This window comes from Nostoc sp. 'Peltigera membranacea cyanobiont' 232 (assembly GCF_002245985.1).
In the GTDB taxonomy this organism is placed as follows: domain Bacteria; phylum Cyanobacteriota; class Cyanobacteriia; order Cyanobacteriales; family Nostocaceae; genus Nostoc.
Genome location: NZ_NOLK01000013.1, coordinates 75,880 through 95,783, shown reverse-complemented (window position 1 = coordinate 95,783; position 19,904 = coordinate 75,880). Strand labels below are relative to the sequence as shown.

Annotated in this window: 22 protein-coding genes; 11 read left to right on the top strand and 11 right to left on the bottom strand. The window is 40.7% G+C overall.

What is annotated here, in order from left to right; genetic code table 11:
* Positions 1 to 137 precede the first annotated feature (137 nt).
* Positions 138 to 770 (bottom strand): NIL domain-containing protein, encoded by a 633-nt coding sequence (locus CDG79_RS06945; protein WP_094341485.1) that lies wholly within the window; start codon positions 768 to 770, stop codon positions 138 to 140.
* 1,005 nt (positions 771 to 1,775) lie between these two features.
* Here CDG79_RS06945 and CDG79_RS40800 point away from each other — a divergent pair.
* The 5 genes from CDG79_RS40800 (at position 1,776) to CDG79_RS06925 (ending at position 6,376) form a co-directional block, all read left to right on the top strand.
* Positions 1,776 to 4,061 carry a site-2 protease family protein gene (locus CDG79_RS40800; RefSeq protein WP_143855436.1) on the top strand — a complete coding sequence of 762 codons (2,286 nt, stop codon included), beginning with the start codon at positions 1,776 to 1,778 and terminating at the stop codon, positions 4,059 to 4,061.
* A 297-nt stretch (positions 4,062 to 4,358) separates the two neighbouring features.
* A complete protein-coding gene (locus CDG79_RS40795; RefSeq protein ID WP_143855435.1) occupies positions 4,359 to 4,604 on the top strand; it encodes a hypothetical protein in 246 nt (81 codons plus the stop codon).
* Positions 4,604 to 4,789, top strand: coding sequence for a hypothetical protein (locus CDG79_RS40790; RefSeq protein WP_189524913.1), 186 nt, complete (start codon positions 4,604 to 4,606; stop codon positions 4,787 to 4,789). The genes CDG79_RS40795 and CDG79_RS40790 overlap by 1 nt, the downstream gene beginning before the upstream one ends.
* 63 nt (positions 4,790 to 4,852) lie before the next feature.
* Complete coding sequence (locus tag CDG79_RS06930; RefSeq protein ID WP_094341484.1) at positions 4,853 to 5,278, top strand: hypothetical protein; 426 nt, start codon at positions 4,853 to 4,855, stop codon at positions 5,276 to 5,278.
* Positions 5,279 to 5,326: 48 nt separating this feature from the next.
* A complete protein-coding gene (locus CDG79_RS06925; RefSeq protein ID WP_223278040.1) occupies positions 5,327 to 6,376 on the top strand; it encodes a DALR anticodon-binding domain-containing protein in 1,050 nt (349 codons plus the stop codon).
* Positions 6,377 to 6,482: 106 nt separating this feature from the next.
* On the opposite strand, the gene CDG79_RS06920 is transcribed toward CDG79_RS06925, so the two are convergent.
* From CDG79_RS06920 to purE, 6 genes are all read right to left on the bottom strand, one after another.
* Positions 6,483 to 6,749: an NIL domain-containing protein gene (locus CDG79_RS06920; RefSeq protein ID WP_094341483.1), complete on the bottom strand. Its 267-nt coding sequence runs from the start codon at positions 6,747 to 6,749 to the stop codon at positions 6,483 to 6,485.
* Between the two features lie 74 nt (positions 6,750 to 6,823).
* A complete protein-coding gene (cysW, locus tag CDG79_RS06915; RefSeq protein ID WP_189524912.1) occupies positions 6,824 to 7,699 on the bottom strand; it encodes a sulfate ABC transporter permease subunit CysW in 876 nt (291 codons plus the stop codon).
* The gene (gene cysT, locus CDG79_RS06910; RefSeq protein WP_094341482.1) at positions 7,686 to 8,543 is read right to left on the bottom strand and encodes a sulfate ABC transporter permease subunit CysT; all 858 of its coding nucleotides are present in this window, start codon (positions 8,541 to 8,543) and stop codon (positions 7,686 to 7,688) included. Before cysT ends, cysW begins: the two co-directional genes overlap by 14 nt.
* Positions 8,544 to 8,757: 214 nt before the next feature.
* Positions 8,758 to 9,903: a sulfate ABC transporter substrate-binding protein gene (locus CDG79_RS06905; protein WP_094341481.1), complete on the bottom strand. Its 1,146-nt coding sequence runs from the start codon at positions 9,901 to 9,903 to the stop codon at positions 8,758 to 8,760.
* A 492-nt stretch (positions 9,904 to 10,395) separates the two neighbouring features.
* Entirely contained in the window at positions 10,396 to 11,175 is a 780-nt protein-coding gene (locus tag CDG79_RS06900; protein ID WP_094341480.1) for a class II glutamine amidotransferase, read from the bottom strand.
* 164 nt (positions 11,176 to 11,339) lie between these two features.
* Positions 11,340 to 11,858 carry a 5-(carboxyamino)imidazole ribonucleotide mutase gene (gene purE / locus CDG79_RS06895; protein WP_094341479.1) on the bottom strand — a complete coding sequence of 173 codons (519 nt, stop codon included), beginning with the start codon at positions 11,856 to 11,858 and terminating at the stop codon, positions 11,340 to 11,342.
* Between the two features lie 152 nt (positions 11,859 to 12,010).
* On the opposite strand from purE, the gene nagA reads away from it, so the two are divergent.
* Complete coding sequence (gene nagA, locus CDG79_RS06890; protein WP_094341478.1) at positions 12,011 to 13,231, top strand: N-acetylglucosamine-6-phosphate deacetylase; 1,221 nt, start codon at positions 12,011 to 12,013, stop codon at positions 13,229 to 13,231.
* A 239-nt stretch (positions 13,232 to 13,470) separates the two neighbouring features.
* Here the strand turns inward: nagA and CDG79_RS06885 are convergent, their stop codons facing one another.
* On the bottom strand, positions 13,471 to 14,595 hold the full coding sequence (locus CDG79_RS06885) for a site-2 protease family protein (protein WP_094341477.1): 1,125 nt from the start codon (positions 14,593 to 14,595) through the stop codon (positions 13,471 to 13,473).
* 671 nt (positions 14,596 to 15,266) lie between these two features.
* Between CDG79_RS06885 and CDG79_RS40785 the strand changes: the two genes are divergently transcribed.
* The 4 genes from CDG79_RS40785 to CDG79_RS06875 all read left to right on the top strand — a co-directional run bounded on the left by CDG79_RS40785 (position 15,267) and on the right by CDG79_RS06875 (position 17,353).
* On the top strand, positions 15,267 to 15,476 hold the full coding sequence (locus tag CDG79_RS40785; protein WP_143855433.1) for a substrate-binding domain-containing protein: 210 nt from the start codon (positions 15,267 to 15,269) through the stop codon (positions 15,474 to 15,476).
* A gap of 83 nt (positions 15,477 to 15,559) precedes the next feature.
* The gene (locus CDG79_RS43470; protein WP_223278039.1) at positions 15,560 to 15,805 is read left to right on the top strand and encodes a hypothetical protein; all 246 of its coding nucleotides are present in this window, start codon (positions 15,560 to 15,562) and stop codon (positions 15,803 to 15,805) included.
* Positions 15,806 to 16,122: 317 nt separating this feature from the next.
* On the top strand, positions 16,123 to 16,476 hold the full coding sequence (locus CDG79_RS43465; RefSeq protein WP_223278038.1) for a hypothetical protein: 354 nt from the start codon (positions 16,123 to 16,125) through the stop codon (positions 16,474 to 16,476).
* Positions 16,477 to 16,795: 319 nt separating this feature from the next.
* Positions 16,796 to 17,353 (top strand): PEP-CTERM sorting domain-containing protein, encoded by a 558-nt coding sequence (locus CDG79_RS06875; RefSeq protein ID WP_223278037.1) that lies wholly within the window; start codon positions 16,796 to 16,798, stop codon positions 17,351 to 17,353.
* 130 nt (positions 17,354 to 17,483) lie between these two features.
* On the opposite strand, the gene CDG79_RS06870 is transcribed toward CDG79_RS06875, so the two are convergent.
* Positions 17,484 to 17,693, bottom strand: coding sequence for a TOBE domain-containing protein (locus CDG79_RS06870; protein WP_094341490.1), 210 nt, complete (start codon positions 17,691 to 17,693; stop codon positions 17,484 to 17,486).
* Between the two features lie 439 nt (positions 17,694 to 18,132).
* Between CDG79_RS06870 and CDG79_RS45415 the strand changes: the two genes are divergently transcribed.
* On the top strand, positions 18,133 to 18,297 hold the full coding sequence (locus CDG79_RS45415) for an extracellular solute-binding protein (RefSeq protein ID WP_442937482.1): 165 nt from the start codon (positions 18,133 to 18,135) through the stop codon (positions 18,295 to 18,297).
* Between the two features lie 145 nt (positions 18,298 to 18,442).
* Here CDG79_RS45415 and CDG79_RS06865 read toward each other — a convergent pair whose 3' ends face one another.
* Entirely contained in the window at positions 18,443 to 18,805 is a 363-nt protein-coding gene (locus CDG79_RS06865) for a hypothetical protein (protein ID WP_094341475.1), read from the bottom strand.
* 71 nt (positions 18,806 to 18,876) lie between these two features.
* The gene (locus CDG79_RS06860; RefSeq protein ID WP_189524910.1) at positions 18,877 to 19,752 is read right to left on the bottom strand and encodes a type I restriction endonuclease; all 876 of its coding nucleotides are present in this window, start codon (positions 19,750 to 19,752) and stop codon (positions 18,877 to 18,879) included.
* Positions 19,753 to 19,904: the final 152 nt, after the last annotated feature.

Genomic DNA, 19,904 nt, shown 5'->3' with positions numbered 1-19,904 from the left:
GATAAGGGACTTCCAAAAAATAAAATATACAGTAGGGTGTGTTAGGCGAAAGCCGTAACGCACCGAGATATCTGGCGGTGCGTTACGCTGTCGCTAACGCACCCTACAAAATTGGATATTTTTTTAATTGGAAGTCCCTAAACGCTAGACAAATCCAGCCAAATCGGTAGCCCCAGTTTTTCTAAATAACTTAGGCTAGAGTAAAGTTGCTTGGTTCTCCCCCACAAATCTAAGTCAAACCAGCCGTCATCTTCCGTATCAGGTTGAAGTGTAGCACTGGTAATATTTACTGTGAGTCCATAATGAGAAACTAACTCAGAAATCACCGGCTCTTTGTAATAAGATTTTAAGACGCACAGTTGCAAGCGCAATCGATTGGTTTGACCCAGAGAAATCCATTGCTGGAATTGTTCTTGCCATTGATTTGTCAGCCATGCAGAGTCTTTAGGACTCAGTTTGCTAGCTGGATTTGGGAAAGGTAAAGGGTGCTGGTTTGGTTGAATGTGGTTAGCGATCGCTAATTCCAGTAAATTCACTCCCAATCCCTGCAAGTAAGATAGGCTATTTGTCAGTTTTTGGGGATTTCCTGAAAGTTCCAAATCAAACCAGCCATCGCTGTCACTATCGGATGTCAGGGATGCAGCTTTGATATTGACGGTTAAACCATAACGAGACACCAGTCGGGAAATTACAGGTTGCCTGTGATATTTCTGAGGCACGAGAATCCGACTGTGGACTGAAGCGGGTTCTACAGATTTACTCTGAGACATCAGATTAATTCCCCATAGCGATGCCTACGGTATGCTGCGCCTACGCAATTTTTGGGTTCGGCAGAAAATCTTGCTGATGCCATACCCTTACAATTCAATTGTGCTTGCTTGCATGTCAGCCTTATAGAGATTTTCATCTTTTTAGATATTGTTAAAATACGGTAACTCTATCGATTTAATGAGCCTATTGTTATGTAAAGGAGATTCTCACAAAGACTACAAAAAAGCAATAAGTAAATTTACGCAAAAAATGTTTAATTTATGTTATATGCGTTGTCTGGCGATCGCATACGCCCGAATCTTGAATTGCTCTAAAATGTCGATGTGACAGCGTGAGTGACCGACTTGATAAATGTCGTTGACAGTCAAACTTTCATTATTACGTTAGCGCCCGCCTTTGATTGCAGGTGGGTATCTTCCCAAACTAGATTTTTGCCAAATGGGTGGATTCTATCCCACTGAGCCTTTACCGTACCGAATTGGCTGACAAATTCGCCACTCCAATCTTAATTAAAGTGATAAACCTCTGCCTTCTCTAACTTCAGAAGTTTGCAAAGTTCTTGATAGGCAGTATCGAGAATAATTTCAGTGTTCACAGAAGAGCGAATATTTCCTACCACTTACGTCAAGGCACGTTGTAGCAAAATTGCATATTGCAATTCTGCTGTGCGTTGTTTGCTTTGTTCTAAAATTTCTACCTCTTAACTTTGCAAACATCCTCTTACTCTTCATATTATTTTTAGTAAAATTTTATTTACTTTTGCCCAAGCTTCATATTAGCAACATCCATTTAGCAAGGTAAAGCGGTTATCACTGAAGGATGCAGAATTCTGATGTATTAGATACGCGCTTAAATATAGATTCCCTAAACAGATTATTCTTAAATTTATAAGGATTGTCGTGTCAAGTAGAAGAAAAGTCTTGGAACATTATTCTGCCTACGTTTCCGTTAAATCTATTTGTATAGAAGACGGAAAAACTTTCATAACCTACCGTAGCTAGAATATGCATCTACCAGAAAATTCAAATTTAGATATAGCCAACTGTCAAAACTGGCTTTGCCCAAATCTTAAAATTCACTGGCAAATACTTTCTGTATCTGACTCCGAACAAGTGCTTTTACAAGCAATTAAAACAGAGCAAAATTTTCTATTTTCAGGAACTGAAGGCTATGCCCTAAAGCATTTTGATGGAACTTTGACAGTCAAACAGGTTCAGGAAAAGTGTCAACAGGAGTTTGGGGAGGAAATTGAACCTACTTTCATCATGCAGCTATTGGACAAATTATCTAACTTGAGAGTGTTATCTATCCCCAAAAAGAATGAAATACAAAAACTAAGTGCTGAACAAACCACTAAAAATATAAAATTGTATCGACTAAAATCTACTGTGCAGTGGATATGGCACACAGATGGATATTGGTTATTGCGGCTGCAAAATACAGAGAATATTGCTTATGTACAAGTCAGTAATTATGATAAAAGCCTGATTTTGCAATTAGGTAAACTGCCAGTAGAAAATATTGTAGATAAATATAAAATTAATCCTCAGTATCTGCAAGAACTATTACAAAATCTAGCAGTAAAAGGAATGCTAGAGGGAATTGAACCACCAAAATTTCCGAAAAAGTTTAGTATATTTAAAATACTGTTTTTTAAGTTTCGCCTATTTAATCCCGATAATTGGCTAAACCAGAATATTAATAATTTTAGGTTTATTTTCACAACAGAGTTTTGTTTATTACTCTGCATATTTTTAGGCTTTACTACTGTTATTGCTTTTTCAAAACAAGAGAGAATTTATAACCTGGGGCAGGAGTTATGGAGTAGTCAAGGTTATAGTTTAATAATTCCTTTCGCCCTGCTGATGATGTTAGTGGTATCTATTCACGAACTAGGTCATGCTTTCACATTGAAACATTACAAAGGTGTTGTTTTAGACATAGGACTAATGTTTATCTGCCTGTTCCCAGGAGCATATACCAATACGACTGATGCTTATGGCTTAGTTAAACGCAGACAACGCACTTTAGTCATGGCAGCAGGGGTAATTTGTCAAGTAGTTATTTGGGGAATTGCATTGTGTTTATGGAGTATGTCAACGCCAGGGAATTGGTTTTATACAGATCCTGCAACTAATAGTTTGACAGTTTCTGATACAAAACCCTTAGGTATTGGCACTGACCAGTTTGATGCCCTTAAGAGTAAGGGAGAAATCCAAAAATGGCTCAAGGATAACACTCAGAATGGAATAAAACCTGACTTAGTAGGACATAGTTTGGGCGGTGCTTTAGCTCAAATGACAGCGGCTGAGTTTTCAGATTATGTCAATGAAACGGTAACTTTTAATTCTCCTGGCATTGGTCCTTTATGGCTTCCAAAAGTCATTAATTACAAGGGTAAAGTTACCCACTTTATGACGGATGGCGATCCCGTTTCATCAGGTGGTCTATTTTTCTTGCCCGGCACATTTTACACAATCGACTTTCCAAATCCACTTGATTATCCAAATCCGTTGGACAGACATCTCAAAGCATTTCTTGATGATCCAAAAGCCAAAATTCGACAAGGATCTGATGTAGACGTATATACTAATCCATACCGCATACTTGCAGAACCTCTCAGGACAGAGTTAGGTTTTCTCCGTGACCTGGGTGCTGCTATCGTCGAACCTTCAGGTAACTTCCTTGCCAATCAGATTATGCAAGGGATAGATGCAACTTCCTCCTTTGCCAACAGCGCTATAGAAGCTTTGAAGCAGAAAGCAGCAGGAGCCAAACAAAAAGCCGAGGAATTAGCTAACCAAGCTAAATCTCTATATGAAACCGCAAAAGCTAATGTAGAGCAAGCGAAAGCAGCATACCAAAATTTTCAAGTAGAAGTACAAAAAGCTACTACTCAAATCGTGCAACAATCTCAGCAGAAGATAAAAGAAGTTGCTCAACAAGTAATGAATTCTGTTGCCCAAAACCCCATTGTTAAAGCAGGTTCTAAAGTTGTCAATTACGTTGCTAACTATGCTCAAAAAGCTGTGAAAGTCGTAGGTAATATTATTAACGGAGCAAAACAGTTTGTTAACAACGTCATAGACACTGGTAAACAGATTATTAACAATGTGATTGAGCAAGGTAAACAAGCTTATGAAAATGTGAAAAACTTTGTAACCGAAAAAGTTGAACAAGGTAAGCAATTTGTTACTGAAACATATAATAAGGTTGCCGAATCAGTCAATACGGTTACGAACACTATCTCTAATGGTTTTAATGGAGTGAAATCCCTCTTTGGTTGGTAAATTTCAAATGTAGGGGCTTTCCATGCGTTACGCCCCTACCCAATAGCTGAAAAACTAGATAGTCTACTGTAAGCTGTTCCCCAAATCCTGGAACAAAGCGCCAATGAAATTGCCCCTTATTTGGTTATTCAGCATTTAGAGACTATTAGCGAAATCTGTCATCAATGATTAGATTCTCTCAGCCTAACACCACCAGATTACGCTCTGTTATTAGCTACCAAGCAAACAATTTTTAACCTGCTGGTTAATATTTTGAATGTCACTGCACCAGAACCTAGTAATTGAGGAAGCGATCGCTTGCTTCTCACCTTGTCAACAAAAGAGCGATCGCACTTGCTCTCAACTACTCCTGTTCAAGCAAGTTTGATGACCATCATGCGATCGCATCTTTCTCACCTTGTCAACAAAAGAGCGATCGCACTTGCTCTCAAATACTCCTGTCCAAGCAAGCTTGATTTCCATCATGGGATCGCATCTTTCTCACCTTGTCAACAAAAGAGCGATCGCACTTGCTCCCAACTACTCCTGTCCAAGCAAGTTTGATGACCATCATGGGATCGCATCTTTCTCACCTTGTCAACAAAAGCGCGATCGCACTTGCTCTCAACTACTCCTGTTCAAGCAAGTTTGATGACCATCATGGGATCGCATCTTTCTCACCTTGTCAACAAAAGAGCGATCGCATCCTCACTAAAAACCTAACTTCCCTAACCCATGCCATCAGGTAACATCCTCACTGCCACTGATATCATGAGTCTATTTGCTTCCCTAATATAACCTCAAGCCAAACTATGAACTTTGAAGAAATCTGGCAACAATACGACTTTACCGAAGCAGAATTGCTTTCAATGGGATGGCAATTTCCCTATAATTATATCCTCAATCTCAACTACTACTGGGAACTCAATCCCAATAACACAACTTCTGAAATTTCTACCACCGAACAACCCCTAAAACTTATCCTGAAATCCTGCATTCGGCTCGATATACAACTCAATTCCAACCCTAATGATTTACCGGAAATACCCGCTAATCTTGGTACAATTACTGGCTGGGGTAAAGTCACTCCCTCCCCTTGGATAGAAAACCTCTCCCTTTCCCCTGATGAATGGCTACACCTATTTTTTGATATCGGTGGAAACAACAAAATTGAAGCACTTTGTCAATCGCTTGTCATTGAAAAAATAGCCCAAGAATCCTTAGTATTGACTTCCTAAATTAGTTGAAAAAGCATCAAATATCATCCCCGGTGAAACTGTGAAATTATGACGGCATTATCTCAAGAAAAGTCCAAAATTTGGTTAAGTATAATTGAAAATTCTTTAGCAGATATTCCTTCAAATTATCTTCGTTACTCCTTTGTAACTGCTATTAAAAGTATTTTAGAAAAGTGTAATTATCTTGTTAGTACAGAAAGTCAAAATTGTAAAGATAATCTCCCTAATATTCAAATCTTTTTTCAATCAATTCAAACCAACAACCAAGTTTATCAAGCCTCCATGTCGCGCCAAATCGCCGCCGACTTACCCACCAACATCGAACTCAAAGACGAACCCAAAGACTGGTTTATCAAAACTGCTGACTTTGGCGACGAATACGACAGAGTGCTTCAACACCGCGACGGCGAATTCACCCAACTCCTAGAAGACATTGCCCGCTACCATCAAATATTCCAACAAGGTTATGACAAAATCATCCTCTTGCGTCCTCCCATCTACACAGGCTACGATATCCAACTTACAGCCGCCATGCAATGCTTGGGCTATACGAAAGAGCAATTTCAATTTATCATCGTTGAGCCGATTAAACTTTATGCCTTCCACAAAGCTAACCAAAAAATCCATCCTCTTCCTGATTTAGCCGCAGAAGAATTAATCTCAGCTATTGGTATGGATGCACTGCGCTGGTACAGCCTCCGCGTTCCCCTGACTAGTATCGCCCCTATTAACATCAGCACAGCAGGACAACCAGATGATAGCCTCTATCGAGTTCAATCAGCCCATTTCCGTTGCTGTACCCTGCTGCAAGAAGCCAAGCAAGAAATAGGGGCGGAAGTTTGTCCATTACTACCAATAGCTGAAAAATTAGATAGTCTGCTGCAAGCCGTTCCCCAAATCCTGGAACAAAGCGCTAATGAAATTGCCCCTTATTTAGTTATTCAGTATTTAGAGGCTATTAGCGAAATCTGTCATCAGTGGTTAGATTCTCTCAGCCTAAAACCGCCAGATTACGCTCTGTTATTAGCTACCAAGCAAACGATTTTTGACCTGCTAGTTAATATTTTGAATGTCACTGTACCAGAACCTAGTAATTAAAGTGCGATCGCACTTTTTCAGAGGTGATTTTTTAGAGCGATCGCCTATAGATATTGTCAACTCTAGGTTCTAGGTTGAAAAATTAGGGAATAGCAATCAAACTACTTTACCAATCAGTTGCTTTAGCATCATCCCAGACTTCTAACTCCAATTCGTGGAGATAGGTTAGTGCGCTCTGAATTTGTGCATCTGTTCCTTGTAGTTCAAGGTCAAACCAACCATCACCGACAGCATTGGCTCCCAAAATCGCTGCTGTAATATTCACAGTCAGTCCATAATTAGACACCAGGCGAGAAATTACAGGTTCCTGGTGATAGTCCTTGGGAATTCTTAGTCGAATCCGTTTATTAGTAAGTGTATTGTCACTAGCCATGATTGTCACCATCAAGGGGATTGGACATTGTGGATTGGGTAAGGCAGAGGTATTCTCCCATGCCCAAAACCTAACTATTCAACATCTTTAATGCTGGTTTTGCGTTCTAAAATCTCTTTCAGTACCAAGGTTACTACTGCTAGCAACGCCAACAATACAGCCGCAGAGAAAGCAGTTTCGGTTTCATACTGTTTGTAAGCATCTTCTACAAACAGTGGTAAGCTCTGGGTTAGGTCAGCAATGTTGCCAGATACCACCGAAACCGCCCCGAATTCGCCCATTGCTCTGGCGTTGGTCAAAATTAAACCGTAGAGTAAGCCCCAACGGATACTGGGTAAGGTGACACGCCAAAATATCTGCCAATCTTTTGCACCTAGAGTTCTAGCAGCTTCTTCTTGATCTTTACCAAATTCCTCTAAAACGGGAATCACTTCCCGCGCCACAAAAGGCATACTCACGAAGGCTGTAGCCAGCACCATACCTGGAAAGGCAAAGACAATCTTGATATCATGAGCCTGGAGCCAAGGGCCAAACCAGCCATTGCGTCCGTAAAGTAGCACAATCATCAATCCTGCGACTACCGGCGAGATGGAAAAGGGTAGGTCAATTATGCTTAAAACTATGGCGCGTCCAGGAAATTTATGACGAGCGATCGCCCACGCTGCACATAGCCCAAATACAGTATTCACGGGCAGAGAAATTACAGCCAGCAATAGCGTCAGCCAAGCTGCATGGAGAAAAGCTGGTCGCGTTAGGTTAGATAGAAATGGCCCAGTTCCCTTGCTAAAGGCTTGGACAAAAACGTTGATTGCCGGGATGTATTGAACTAGGGCTAAATAAGCGATCGCTATCCCAATTAAAACTATTGGCACCCAACTCTTCTGCTCTTTCGGCTTGGCTGTATCTGTATCAGATGCAGATGAATGAAAACTTGGCTTATCTAGTGTCATATCGCCTTGCCCATGCTTGTAATAAATTAATTGCCAATAGCAGTACTAACGAAATTGATAGTAAAACTATGCCAATTACTGTTGCACCAGAATAGTCATACTGTTCTAATCGCTGGAAAATCAGCACAGGCGCGATCAAATCTTGATAGGGCGTATTGGAAGAGATAATTACAGTTGACCCATATTCCCCAACCGCACGGGAGAAACCCAAGGCAACACCAGTTAAAATCGTCGGAAATAAAGGTGGCAAAATCACTTTCCAAAATGTCTGCCATTGAGAAGCACCCAGACACCAAGCAGCTTCTTCAATTTCATGTTCCATTTCCTGAAGCACGGGTTGCACAGTTCTCACAATAAAAGGTAGTGAGATAAATATCATTGCTACCGCTACTCCCGTGCGGGTAAAAGCTACTTTAATTCCCAGTGGTGCTAGTAGCGAACCTATCCAGCCATTATCGCTATAAACTGTTGCCAGGGTTAAACCTGCTACCGAAGTTGGCAATGCAAAGGGTAAATCCACGGTGGCATCAATCAAGCGTTTTAAGGGAAAGTCGTAACGAACTAGAACCCAAGCAATTAGAGTTCCAAATACGCCATTGAGTAAGGCAGCAAATATTGCTGTAAAAAAAGTTACGTTGTATGTTGCTAAGGCGATATCACTGGTTGCGATCGCCCAAAATCTCGCTGGAGGTTCCGTACTTGCTTTCAGGAACATGGCAGTTATGGGGATAAACAACATCACCGTCAAGTATGCAATGGTGATTCGCCAAGTCCAAGGAACCCGCCCCAATTTCTTCCAGAATGGCGTTTTGCGTTCAACTTCTAGAGAAGGAGATACACTCATCATAGTTAAACACTTAAAATTGAAATTTCACAAAAAGTTTTGGCATTGCTGATTGCGGTATGAAAAATAATTTTGCGTAATTTAAAAATCCTTGTAGAAACGCAAAATTTTGCGTCTCTATATCTAGATTCATACCTCGATTCAGCAATACCGAAGTTTTTTGTCAGTAGTCGGTCTTTTGTTCGCCGACCATTGACAAATGACAAATGACAAATTACTTTTTCTTGGCTTGAATCTGATCAAAAATAGCTCCGTCTGCGAAGAACTTCTTATTGATTCCATCCCAACCGCCGAAGTCTGCAACTGTACCCAGAGTTTTCACCTTGGGAAATTTGTCTGCAACTTCCTTACTTAGGGTCAAAGTATCATCTACTGGTCGGAATCCCAATTTTGCAAACTCCTGTTGAGCCTCTGGAGTATATAGATATTTGACAAAACCTTCGGCAACTTCACGCGTACCGTGCTTATCTACATTTTTGTCTACCACTGCGATCGGATTATCAATGGAGATATTCACATCAGGGATGATCGCAGTCAACTTTTCACCCTTTTGTTCTGCCAAGATAATCTCATTTTCATAGTTAATCAGGGCATCACCTTGACCCTGCTTGAAAAATGCGTCAGTAGCTTCACGAGCATCTTTAGTTAGCAAGGGCACATTCTTGTACACTTTGGTAACAAACTCAGTCGCTTTAGCATCATCTCCACCAGTTTTAATCACTGAATTCCAAAGAGCTAAGAAATTCCAACGAGCAACTCCTGATGTTTTCGGATCGGCAGTAATTAGTTTTATACCGTCTTTAGATAAATCTTCCCAGGTCTTGATATTTTTAGGATTGCCTGGACGTGTAACTAATGCTGCCACTGATTTTGAAACAATACCATTGTTGGGAACTTCCTTTTCCCATCCTGGCTGAATCAATCCAGCCTTCTCAATCTTTGAGGTGTCTCCAGCTAGCGCCAAGTGGACGACATCTGCTTCCAAACCATCAATAACGGCACGAGTTTGGAAACCAGAGCCACCATAGCTTTGCTTGAAGACGACAGTTTGGTTATGATCTTTTTTCCACTGTTCTACAAATTTAGGAATAATTGCTTCGTGAGCCGCTTTGGTGACAGCAAAGGAAACCAAAGTTAGTTCAACATTATCTTTGCTTGCAGCCACAGGAGTAGCACTAGGGGTTTCGGAGGAAGCATTACTCCCAGTTCCTCCACCAGAGCAGGCGGCAAGCGCCACACTCAATACAGTCCCTACTAAAAAGAGCGATACAAAGCCTTTGAGCGAATTTAGTCTGAACCGATATGTTCCATGTTCAGCGATCGCTTGTAACCTTTTCAGTGGGCGTTGCCACAAACTCATTCTATTTTCTCCGCTAAATCTACAATTAGTCGATGGGAATACAGTTATATCCTGTTTATCATACTGGATGATTACATGTATCTAGTTGCAAACACTAATAAACCTCATATTCTTTATCGAGAACATGGTGATTTTACCAGTTCTATGAAAAATTACAATGCTTTTATTTTCAACTATCAAGTTGTCATCACAATGGGCTACTTAGTATATCAAGCAACTTGCTAGGGAATGAACCGCAATATTTACCTGAAAATAGCTGTAAATTAAATAAGTCGGTGTGAATATTTATCATCAAGATCGGGCAGGAAGCAGGGGGCAGGAGGCATGAGGCAAGAGGACTTTAGTCTACTTTAATTTTATTAACATAGTTTGGTTTTTCCCAGTCGTTCTATTTACTCAATATGAAAAGTAGGAAAAACAAAACCCATTTAGAAAGTATCTAAATGGGAAATTTTATGATAAATTTTTGAATTAGCCCACAGGATCGCATTCTTAAGTAAATGCATATTTCAGGGGCGATCCATCCTGAAAAACTAGTAATTCTCCTGGTTGGATTCGTGTCCAAACTTCGTTGTCAGTGAGAGGTGTGGTAGCAATTACAGCTACACGATCGCGTTCGGTGGTCACTTCCCGAAAATCTACGGTCATATCTTGATCGATTAAATGGGCAGCTGCAAAGGGGGCTTGGCGCACAATGTAGCTGAGGTTGGTTGAACAATGAGCAAAAAAGTGTTCTCCATCAGACAATAAGTAATTGAATATACCTATGTGTGCAATTGCATCACTAATTTGTTTTAGTACAGGGTACAGTTTCTTGATGTCAGGCTTACCATCAGGAAAGCGCGATCGCAATGTTTCTAGCATCATGCAGAATGCTTTTTCGCTATCAGTGTCACCTACGGCTTGATAAAAGCCCAAATTTTCTGGATCAAAATTTGGCAAATTACCGTTATGGGCAAACACCCAATACTGACCCCACAATTCTCTGCGGAAAGGATGGCAGTTATGTAGGGCAACTTCACCCTGAGTAGCTTTGCGGATATGGGCTATGACATGGGTTGAGTGGATGGGATAACTCCGCACTAGCTCCGCGACTGGAGAAGCTACAGAAGGTTGGGCATCTAAAAACATCCGACATCCCCTTCCTTCAAAGAAAGCAATGCCCCAACCATCGCTATGATGATCTGTTCTTCCTCCCCGTGCAGAAAACCCTTCAAAAGAAAAGCAAATATCCGTTGGAACATTGCAATTCATTCCGAGCAATTGGCACATGAATGTTGCACTCTAAATTTTCGACTAAGGTCCCAGGATCAAGATACTTCACAATGCTGCATTGATTCTGGAGCGATCGCTTCAATCTTAAAATTTAATTGGGAATTGGGCGTGGGGGAAAGACTTGCTGCTTCTCTGCTCCACCGTTCTGCTGTTAAGATTTATTAAAACATTTGCTGTAAATATTGCTCATAGCCTAGTTGTTCTAGTTTGGCTTGTTTTGCAATTACTGATTCACATAGGGTTTGGCGATATTGTTGCACTCTTTCTAGCAATTCTGGTTGCTGAGTTGCTAGGATTTGTACTGCTAAAAGTCCAGCATTTTTGGCATTACCGATCGCCACTGTTGCCACAGGAATACCCCCAGGCATTTGTAAAATAGAATACAAAGAATCCACACCTTGTAAGTTTCGGGTGGGTATAGGAACACCGATGACAGGAAGTGGAGTTAAAGACGCTACCATTCCAGGTAGATGAGCAGCACCACCGGCACCGGCAATAATCACCTTAATACCTCGTTGGTGTGCAAGTTGGGCATATTGCACCATCCGTTCTGGGGTACGATGAGCAGAAACGATCGCTACTTCGTTTTCAACGCCAAATTCGTCACAAACTGCGATCGCATCTTTCATGGTGGGCAAATCAGAATCGCTGCCCATGATAATACCAACTAGGGGAGTCATAATAATTCAAAATTTAAAATTCAAAATTATTTGAGCTAGCTTATAGAAGCTAGGTAATGCCGATAATCATCTCATCTATTGGCGTTGTTTGAATTGATTTATTGATATTGGTTGCATCTAAAATCAGATTTAGCTATCTTCTCGTCAGTGTGATGACCCAAGCAACACAAAATCCTGTAGATATTATCAATGCTAGAGTGCCTGGTTACAAAGATTTGCAGATGCTCTTGGTTAACCAAGAGGGCATAATTGAGCAAATCTTGCCGATGGATACAGTAGAAGCACGCAGCCGTGCATCCATAATAAATGTTGCTGGCGACTGGATTTCATTGGGTGGCGTTGATTTGCAAATTAACGGTGCTTTGGGATTGGCATTTCCTGATTTGACGGCTGAAAATGCTCATAAACTCCAGAAAATCTCACAATTTTTATGGAATGTTGGGGTAGATGCATTTTTACCGACACTTGTGACAACTTCAGTAGAAAATATTCAGCGATCGCTTGCAATTATTGCTGAAGTTCTTCCCAATCAACCAGCAGGTGCAAAGATTCTGGGAGTACACCTAGAAGGGCCATTTTTGAATTTCCAAAAGCGCGGCGCACACCCAGCAGAGTATCTCTTACCTCTGACAATGGATCGGGTAAAGCGGGTTTTGGGTGATTATGCCCATGTTGTGAAAGTCATCACCTTAGCACCAGAGTTAGATTTCACTGGCGAAGTAATTCCATATTTGCGTTCTCTGGGGATTATTGTCAGTTTAGGGCATTCTCAGGCAACATCTACCCAAGGGCAACGTGCCTTTGAGGAGGGTGCAACGATGGTAACTCATGCTTTCAACGCTATGCCAGCATTACATCACCGCGAACCAGGATTACTAGGGGCAGCAATTATCCATCCTGATGTAATGTGTGGTTTTATTGCTGATGGCGAACACGTTTCGCCCACGATGCTGCAAATTTTACTTCGCGCTAGCGATCGAGAACAAGGACTGTTCCTCGTTAGCGATGCCCTTTCGCCTCTGGGGCTACCCGATGGCGTGTATCCTTGGGATAGTCGGCAAATTGAAGTTAAAAACGGTACGGCACGACTAGCCGATGGCACTTTGTCGGGGACGACTTTACCCTTGTTGGTGGGAGTGCAAAATTTGGTGAAGTGGGGAATTTGTGACGGAGAAAGTGCGATCGCTTTAGCTACTAATGCACCTAGAAAAGCGATTGGTTTACCAGGAATTATTAAGAGTCAATCCGCTAACTTATTACGCTGGCATTGGGATGAAACTACAAAAGAATTAACTTGGCAACGTGCGATCGCAGCAGTTGCGTTCGTGAAGCCAGAAGCTGAAAATTTATCTGTTACTCTCAACTCCATATAGGATTACTATTTTATTTTTGAACGAAATTAGGTATTGTCGAGTGTGTTAGAACAGAGTTCGTAACGCACTGTTATCAAGGGTTTGATGCCGTACTCTCCGTGCTAACACATCCTACGGATATTTTCAGAAATCAAACCGGATTCCTATATAATTCCAAAGTACGGAAAAAGGAAAGGGTTTTTATTATCCCTTTCCTCTTAACCTGAGTGGAGTCGAAACTAGAATTACAAATTATTGATCTATGCAGGGTTCGGTTGAGTTCGGCTTTGCAGTAGTTGGATAATTGCAGCTTTTTCTAAGATTCCAACTAGAACGCCATTCTTACGAATCACGGGAAGCACAGATAACTTTTGTTGTTCGAGTAATTGCATTACTTCCAGCAGAGGTTGATCGGATTGGACTGTGGTAGATTCGGTAATTGGTCGCATGACTTCTTTGACTTGAGTTTCTGACCACAGTGCTGTTGGAACGCTTCGTAAATTATCAATTGCGATCGCACCTACTAATTGTCCATCATCATCAGTCACTAAGAACCGATGCCAGTTTTGCCCACTTATGACTCGCTCATCGGCAAACTCTCTTAGGGTAAGATTAGCAGATACAATCGGGCTATCAATAGTTACAGCATCTTCAGCAGTCAAACCTGTAAGTTTTTCTTGCACTCTGGCAAATTGAGCCGCATTCCCAGCATTTTGTAATAAAAAGAAGCCAATTAACAAGTTCCAGAAGTTACCGAAGCTGCCAAAGAATAGTAGGGGAACTATACCGGAAAGAATTGCTACCCAACCAAAGATTTGCCCGACTCGACTCGCAAAGGTTACACCTTTATAAGGATTTCCTGTAATTTTCCAAACAATAGCTTTCAGTATATTTCCCCCATCTAAGGGTAAGCCAGGAATCAGGTTAAATAGGGCTAATGCTAAGTTAACAGAAGCGAGAACACCAAGAATTGCTGCTAACGGGCCTGATGCAGTAGTAGTAACGCCAATAGCTGTAACCATACCACATAGTAGTAAGCTAACTATTGGGCCAGCGATCGCTACCCAGAAAGCCTCACCAGGGGTTTTTGACTCTTTTTCTAAGCTAGCCAAACCGCCAAATATAAACAGTGTAATGGATTTGACATCAATACCCTGACGAATCGCAACGAAACTGTGGCCTAATTCATGGGCGACGACAGAGGCAAATAACATCAGCGCTGTCATCAATCCTAGTAGCAAAGCTAACCCCGCAGACAATTGGGGAAATTGCGCCGCCAGCCCACTGCTATAGCTCCAAGTTACTAAACCCAGAACTAAAAACCATGACGGATGGATATAGAAGGGAATTCCGAAGAGATTACCAACGCGAATTGTGCCATTCATGTCGTTTACCTTTGATTTCAGCTTCGAGAGGTTTGTTTTTGTCCTGCTCGATGTTTTTATTGTAACGAAAGGTTAAGAGATTTTCATCTTGATGATGGTAGTAGTGTCCGTCTGTAAAGGTGTGGTTATTAGTAATATTTGCGAATAATACCTTACTACTACTTCTTATTAGTTTTTATTAGTAAACAAAATGCGTTTGTCTTGGTGTGGGAGCTAGCCTGACACCAAACAAAATAGAACTATTTGACCGATTCCTGGCGGCATTACTCCAAAAAAAACTATCACACATCTATGCTTCAAGTTCGTCATCGAGAATGGGAAGGCGATCGCTTCCCTCGCTGTAGGTATCGCAAAAGCACTACAGTCGTAGTTACTCCTGAAGTCTTGTCATGTGCGTAATTTCATCAAGATAAAAAAACTTTTTACTTAAAGTTTTGATAAAGTCAGTGTTTAATTACGTAGTTGAATTGATTTTTTCCAACCAAGTTGGTATGATATTATCAATCGAAAATATAAGTACGTATAAAAAAATATGTCATGAATACTGATGAGTAATTCATAAAGTTTAAACGCTCAGATGGAGGACTGTTTAAGCATTAGTTAAGCTGCTCCACATTAATTGACAAATATATATAGTTCTGTTGGCTGTTGAGTGTTAACACTCAACAAACATTTCTGTCAGAACAGAATTTGCTTCTTCTGGTTCATTGAAAGAGAGGTTGTTGGCAGGGGAAAAAGCAGATGTCTTTGCCAGTATGGATTTAAGTAATGCCCTTGTATTGAATCAAAACAACTTAAGTGGGGAAGTCGAGACGTTTGCCAGTAATCCTATCTATGCGATCGCCAAAAGTTGGCTGCCAAACAGCAAAAAGTTCAAGTGAGCGATGAATACCACAGTTAGAAAATCGAGGAATTTGGTGGATTTTGAAACAAGCTGTTAGTAAATCCAAGGAGAAAACAAACCATGAATAAACAAACTATATTTCCTTTCTTTCCTCAAGTAATGGCCAAGATTGGTACAACCTTGATAGCAGGACTTACATTTAGTTTATTGCTTTCTAACCCTATCTATGCTGCCACCTTTGGTACTAATTTGATAGTAAATGGTGATGCAGAACTTGGGCAAGGAGATCCAATTGGTAACGCTGTTGGGGCTGATATACCTACTATCCCTGGCTGGACTCCGACAGGTAGTTTCAGTGTAAGCTGATGTGCAGCTAAATTGTATAGTACGAAAACGTAAAATTATTGTAGTGCGGGCATCTTGCCCGCATCGCATATACAAATTAAATACGCAACAGCTTATTAAAGTACGGAGCAACAGGTTTTAGTTTTACCAACCCATTAGGTAATGTAGTAAATGTTACCGTTCCTGGTACTGATGTTCCAGGGCCAAGCGATCGCGGTCAAAATCTATTTTTTGGCGGCGCAGATCGAGCCTCTTCCAGTGCTTCGCAATTAATCGATATATCTAATCTGGCTTCAACTATTGATGCAGGTGAAGGTACATTTAACTTAAACGGCTGGTTGGGGGGATATAGCACTGATGAAGATAGTGCAGCACTAAACATCACTTTCCTCGATCGAGCTAACCAGTCTCTAGGCATAGCAAGTATTACTTCACCAACTGCCGCGCAAAGAAACAACATCACAGGCTTATTTTTACAGTCAGCTGATGGCTCTGTACCTGTGGGTACACGTCAAATTAATGTACTGCTGAACGCCAATTATGCAAGAGGACGAGTAAACGACGCTTACGCAGATAATCTTTCGCTGGTAATTACTAAAGTCCCAGAACCATCAATCTCTGGTTTCTTGTTAATTGGCTTATCTTCTCTCACAGCATGGAAATTGCGTAGATATCGTCAAGTATCGCAGTAGATAGCATCAGATTCTGCAACGGTTGAACTTCTCTAATTGTTGCAGTCTGAACCTTAATAAAGAGTTTTCCCACTAAGTATGTCGGTGGAAATAAACCAAACTATCTTACGAAACGTAAATAGGCTTGAAATCCTTACTAATAATAAATGACAAAGGGCAAATGACAGCCCTAGCCAGTTATCTTTAATTACACCGCTCTACTTATACCAATTCATATAGAGGATAAAATTTTTGATGCAGGAATCACGCGACTTTGAGTCGTGTGAGGTTCAAGTTAAAAACAATATTTGTCACAAAGCTTATTGCTCTGGGATTAGGATTGGCTACATTATGTACCGCTACTCCTACTAAAGCTGCTGTCTTGACTTATGAAGGTAATACTACAAATCAGGCGACTTGGCGGCGTACTGCACCAGGCGATCCTCCCGTTCTAGTAAGTGGTGAAAAAGACGGGACAATGGGTATGATTGTACCCTACAGTGTTTTCCAATTTGTGGTTGAAGAATCGGGTTTGTATACATTTAGCAGTACTGTACCCAAAGCTACATCACCTACTGATGGGGTCTGGGATAATTTTTTAGTTTTATATCAGGATAGTTTCAATCCCACTCAGCAATTGACTAATGTCCTCATTGCAAATACTACTCCTAATAATGGTAGCCCTGCCTTCGACCGACAATTAACCGCTCAACAAAATTACTTTTTAGTCACAACTGGTCGTCGAGTAGCTGATTTTGGTGCTTTTACCAACACAATTAGCGGTTCGGGTAAAATCGTAGCAGTGCCCGAATCAGATTCAATGCTTGGCACATTAGCATCTCTGAGTGTTGGTTTACTTCTGTATAAGCGAAAATGGCGTATTATCGCGGTGCGCTAGTGCAAACATTCATTCAATCATGTGTGATTTTTGACTCTAGCATCCCAATATTAGAGAAACTGACTAAATTTTTAGCGTTAAAAAGGGGCAGTTTAATTGCCCCTCCCTTAATAGAATGCCAACAATTACTTTAGTCTGTGGCAATCATTACGTCTGATGATTTAACTATGGCGTAGACTTGTTTACCTTCAGCAAGTTTCAACGTTTCTGCCGATGCTTTGGTAATAATGGCAGTCACCTCTACTCCTGGTGCTACTTCTACCGTGACTTCACTATTTACAGAGCCAACTACGATGCTTTTTACAGTTCCTTTGAGAGCATTCCGAGCGCTAACTTGCATTTTCTTATTCTTACTGATTTTTTTGTTTACATATAAAACATAACAAGTAGTTAAATTAATATGTATAGCTACAGATAGAAAATACATGAATTTTTACTATTCATTAATATAGAAAATATAGGTAAATTATTTACTAAATAACTTGGTAATTACATCTTTTACAACCAACTAATTTGGTAATTAAAATACTACAAAATTAGTTTAACTAACTATCTGTTATCTGACACATGTAAGATAACTTTTCGGTGCTAGTCAAAATTGTAGCAACTGCATCTGAGAAAATCCATTCGGGAGCATCCCACTTTTTTGCATGTCATTGCGAAGCGTTACGAAGCAATCGCAAAATCTCCAACTAAGTGCGAGTCCATGCGATTGCTTGTCTGCGACACGCTCTTGCGAACGTCCTTCCTCCTCTCTACGAGACGCACTTGCGTTCGCAATGACAGTTATTCTTTCATGGGAAAATAAAAACTGGGATGCACCCACCCATTCTCCCATAGTCTATCCGATCGCAGTTCTCAAAAGCAGTAAAAATGTTGATGCTGCTAAGGATTTTGTGCAACTTTTATTGCGAAATCAAGCCAAAACTGTGTTTGAAAAATAAGGATTTACGGTAGCTGGTAGTTAATACAAGAGAATTTTTACAGGGCTATTTTGAGCGTTCAACATACTACTCAAACAGTCCCTAGCAAATAAGTCTAATTTGAGACTCAATATTTTCCGAGTAAGAGTCTTATTTACGTGCTTGACTAACCTGCATCATCTGATGTTTCTTCAATCTCTATTTCCCAAGGTTCTCTTTTATTATCCGGTGGAAAAAGGTGAATTTTGGATTTGTTAGAGAACTGCTTCAACTGTTTGATAAAATTGGGAATAGCATCGACGATATGCAGATAACTTTCTATGTCATAGCAAATAATGATTAACATCAAAGGACTAGTATTTATCTTGAAATACCAGTGACAATTTGATAGTAAAACTCGCATGAGTGGGCCGCAGGATTGATAAAATCGCCTGCAAGTAGCTTCTTCTAACTGCCTATAGAATAACTCGTTAAGTATAGTTGCTCCGGTTGGAGGCAAATCATCTGCGGGGAGGGGGGATTTATTCATAATAAGTAATTAGGAAGGGGGAATTTTTAATTGTGAGTTAGTTTTTCTACTAATCACTGATAACTCAGCATTTACCAACCTTGGCGCGAAGATTTTTTGTGTTGCTTTGTAGTGCAAAAAGGTCGGCGAAGTAATTTTTTACTAATGCTGGTTCCGTTTTTCTCAAACACTATTAAGTGCAATACTTGCTCTAGGAAACGCCGTTTGTCAAAAATTCCTTGAATCAGCACCTCTAGTTCTGTTGCACCCTTGGGAGGAAAATCCTCACCATCGATCGTGTACCAGGGTAAAAACTCCTGCCAGTCCGAGGTTAAGGTACCAACTCGTGCCCGATTTTGGCAAGTAATAACTAGGAGTGTATTGTAAGAAAACAGCTTCGGTATCTGTTCAAAGTAAGACTGCATTTGCCGATAACCTGCTTGGAATGTAGCTCGTTCGTTGCTTGGATGGTTCGAGACAATAATTGCCAAAGGTAAACCGTTGATAAAGACAACTACATCAGGACAGTGAACATGATTCCCCTCAACAACAGTTAAGGGATGAATAGCTAGCCAATCATTATTTAGTAGATTAGACCTATCAATGAGCCATACTTTGTCATAAACTATTTCTTCGTCATCCAGGTATTCAACTTCCACACCATCAGTCAAGAATTTGTGAAAGCGAAGGTTATTTTCCAGTAAGTCGGAACTCTCTATACAAGTAACCTGATGGATAGCTGCGGCGATCGCTTCATCCGGTTTTGTCGGGTTAATTTTCTGCAAAGCTTTATGGAGGCGCTGATACAAAACCACATCACTATAACTACTCCGCCCTATCTGATGCTTACCTAAAGCAATGTCAGATTCTAGCAAAACTGTGTAGCCAATAACCTCGAACCAGGTGAGCAAAGATGGTGTAACGACAGATTGTGTAACGTCAAAACGGCGGCGAAGTTTTCTTGTCACACAACTCGCTTTGGCAGTTGTTTTTTTTAGATGTGCTGGATTCATGGACAGTAAAAGACTTAATTTGAGTCAATGCAGAAGCTAGTACACCACGGCGTAAATAAAGCTACCATTTCAAATCAACGAAAGGCTTACGCTGTATTCATTTTGAA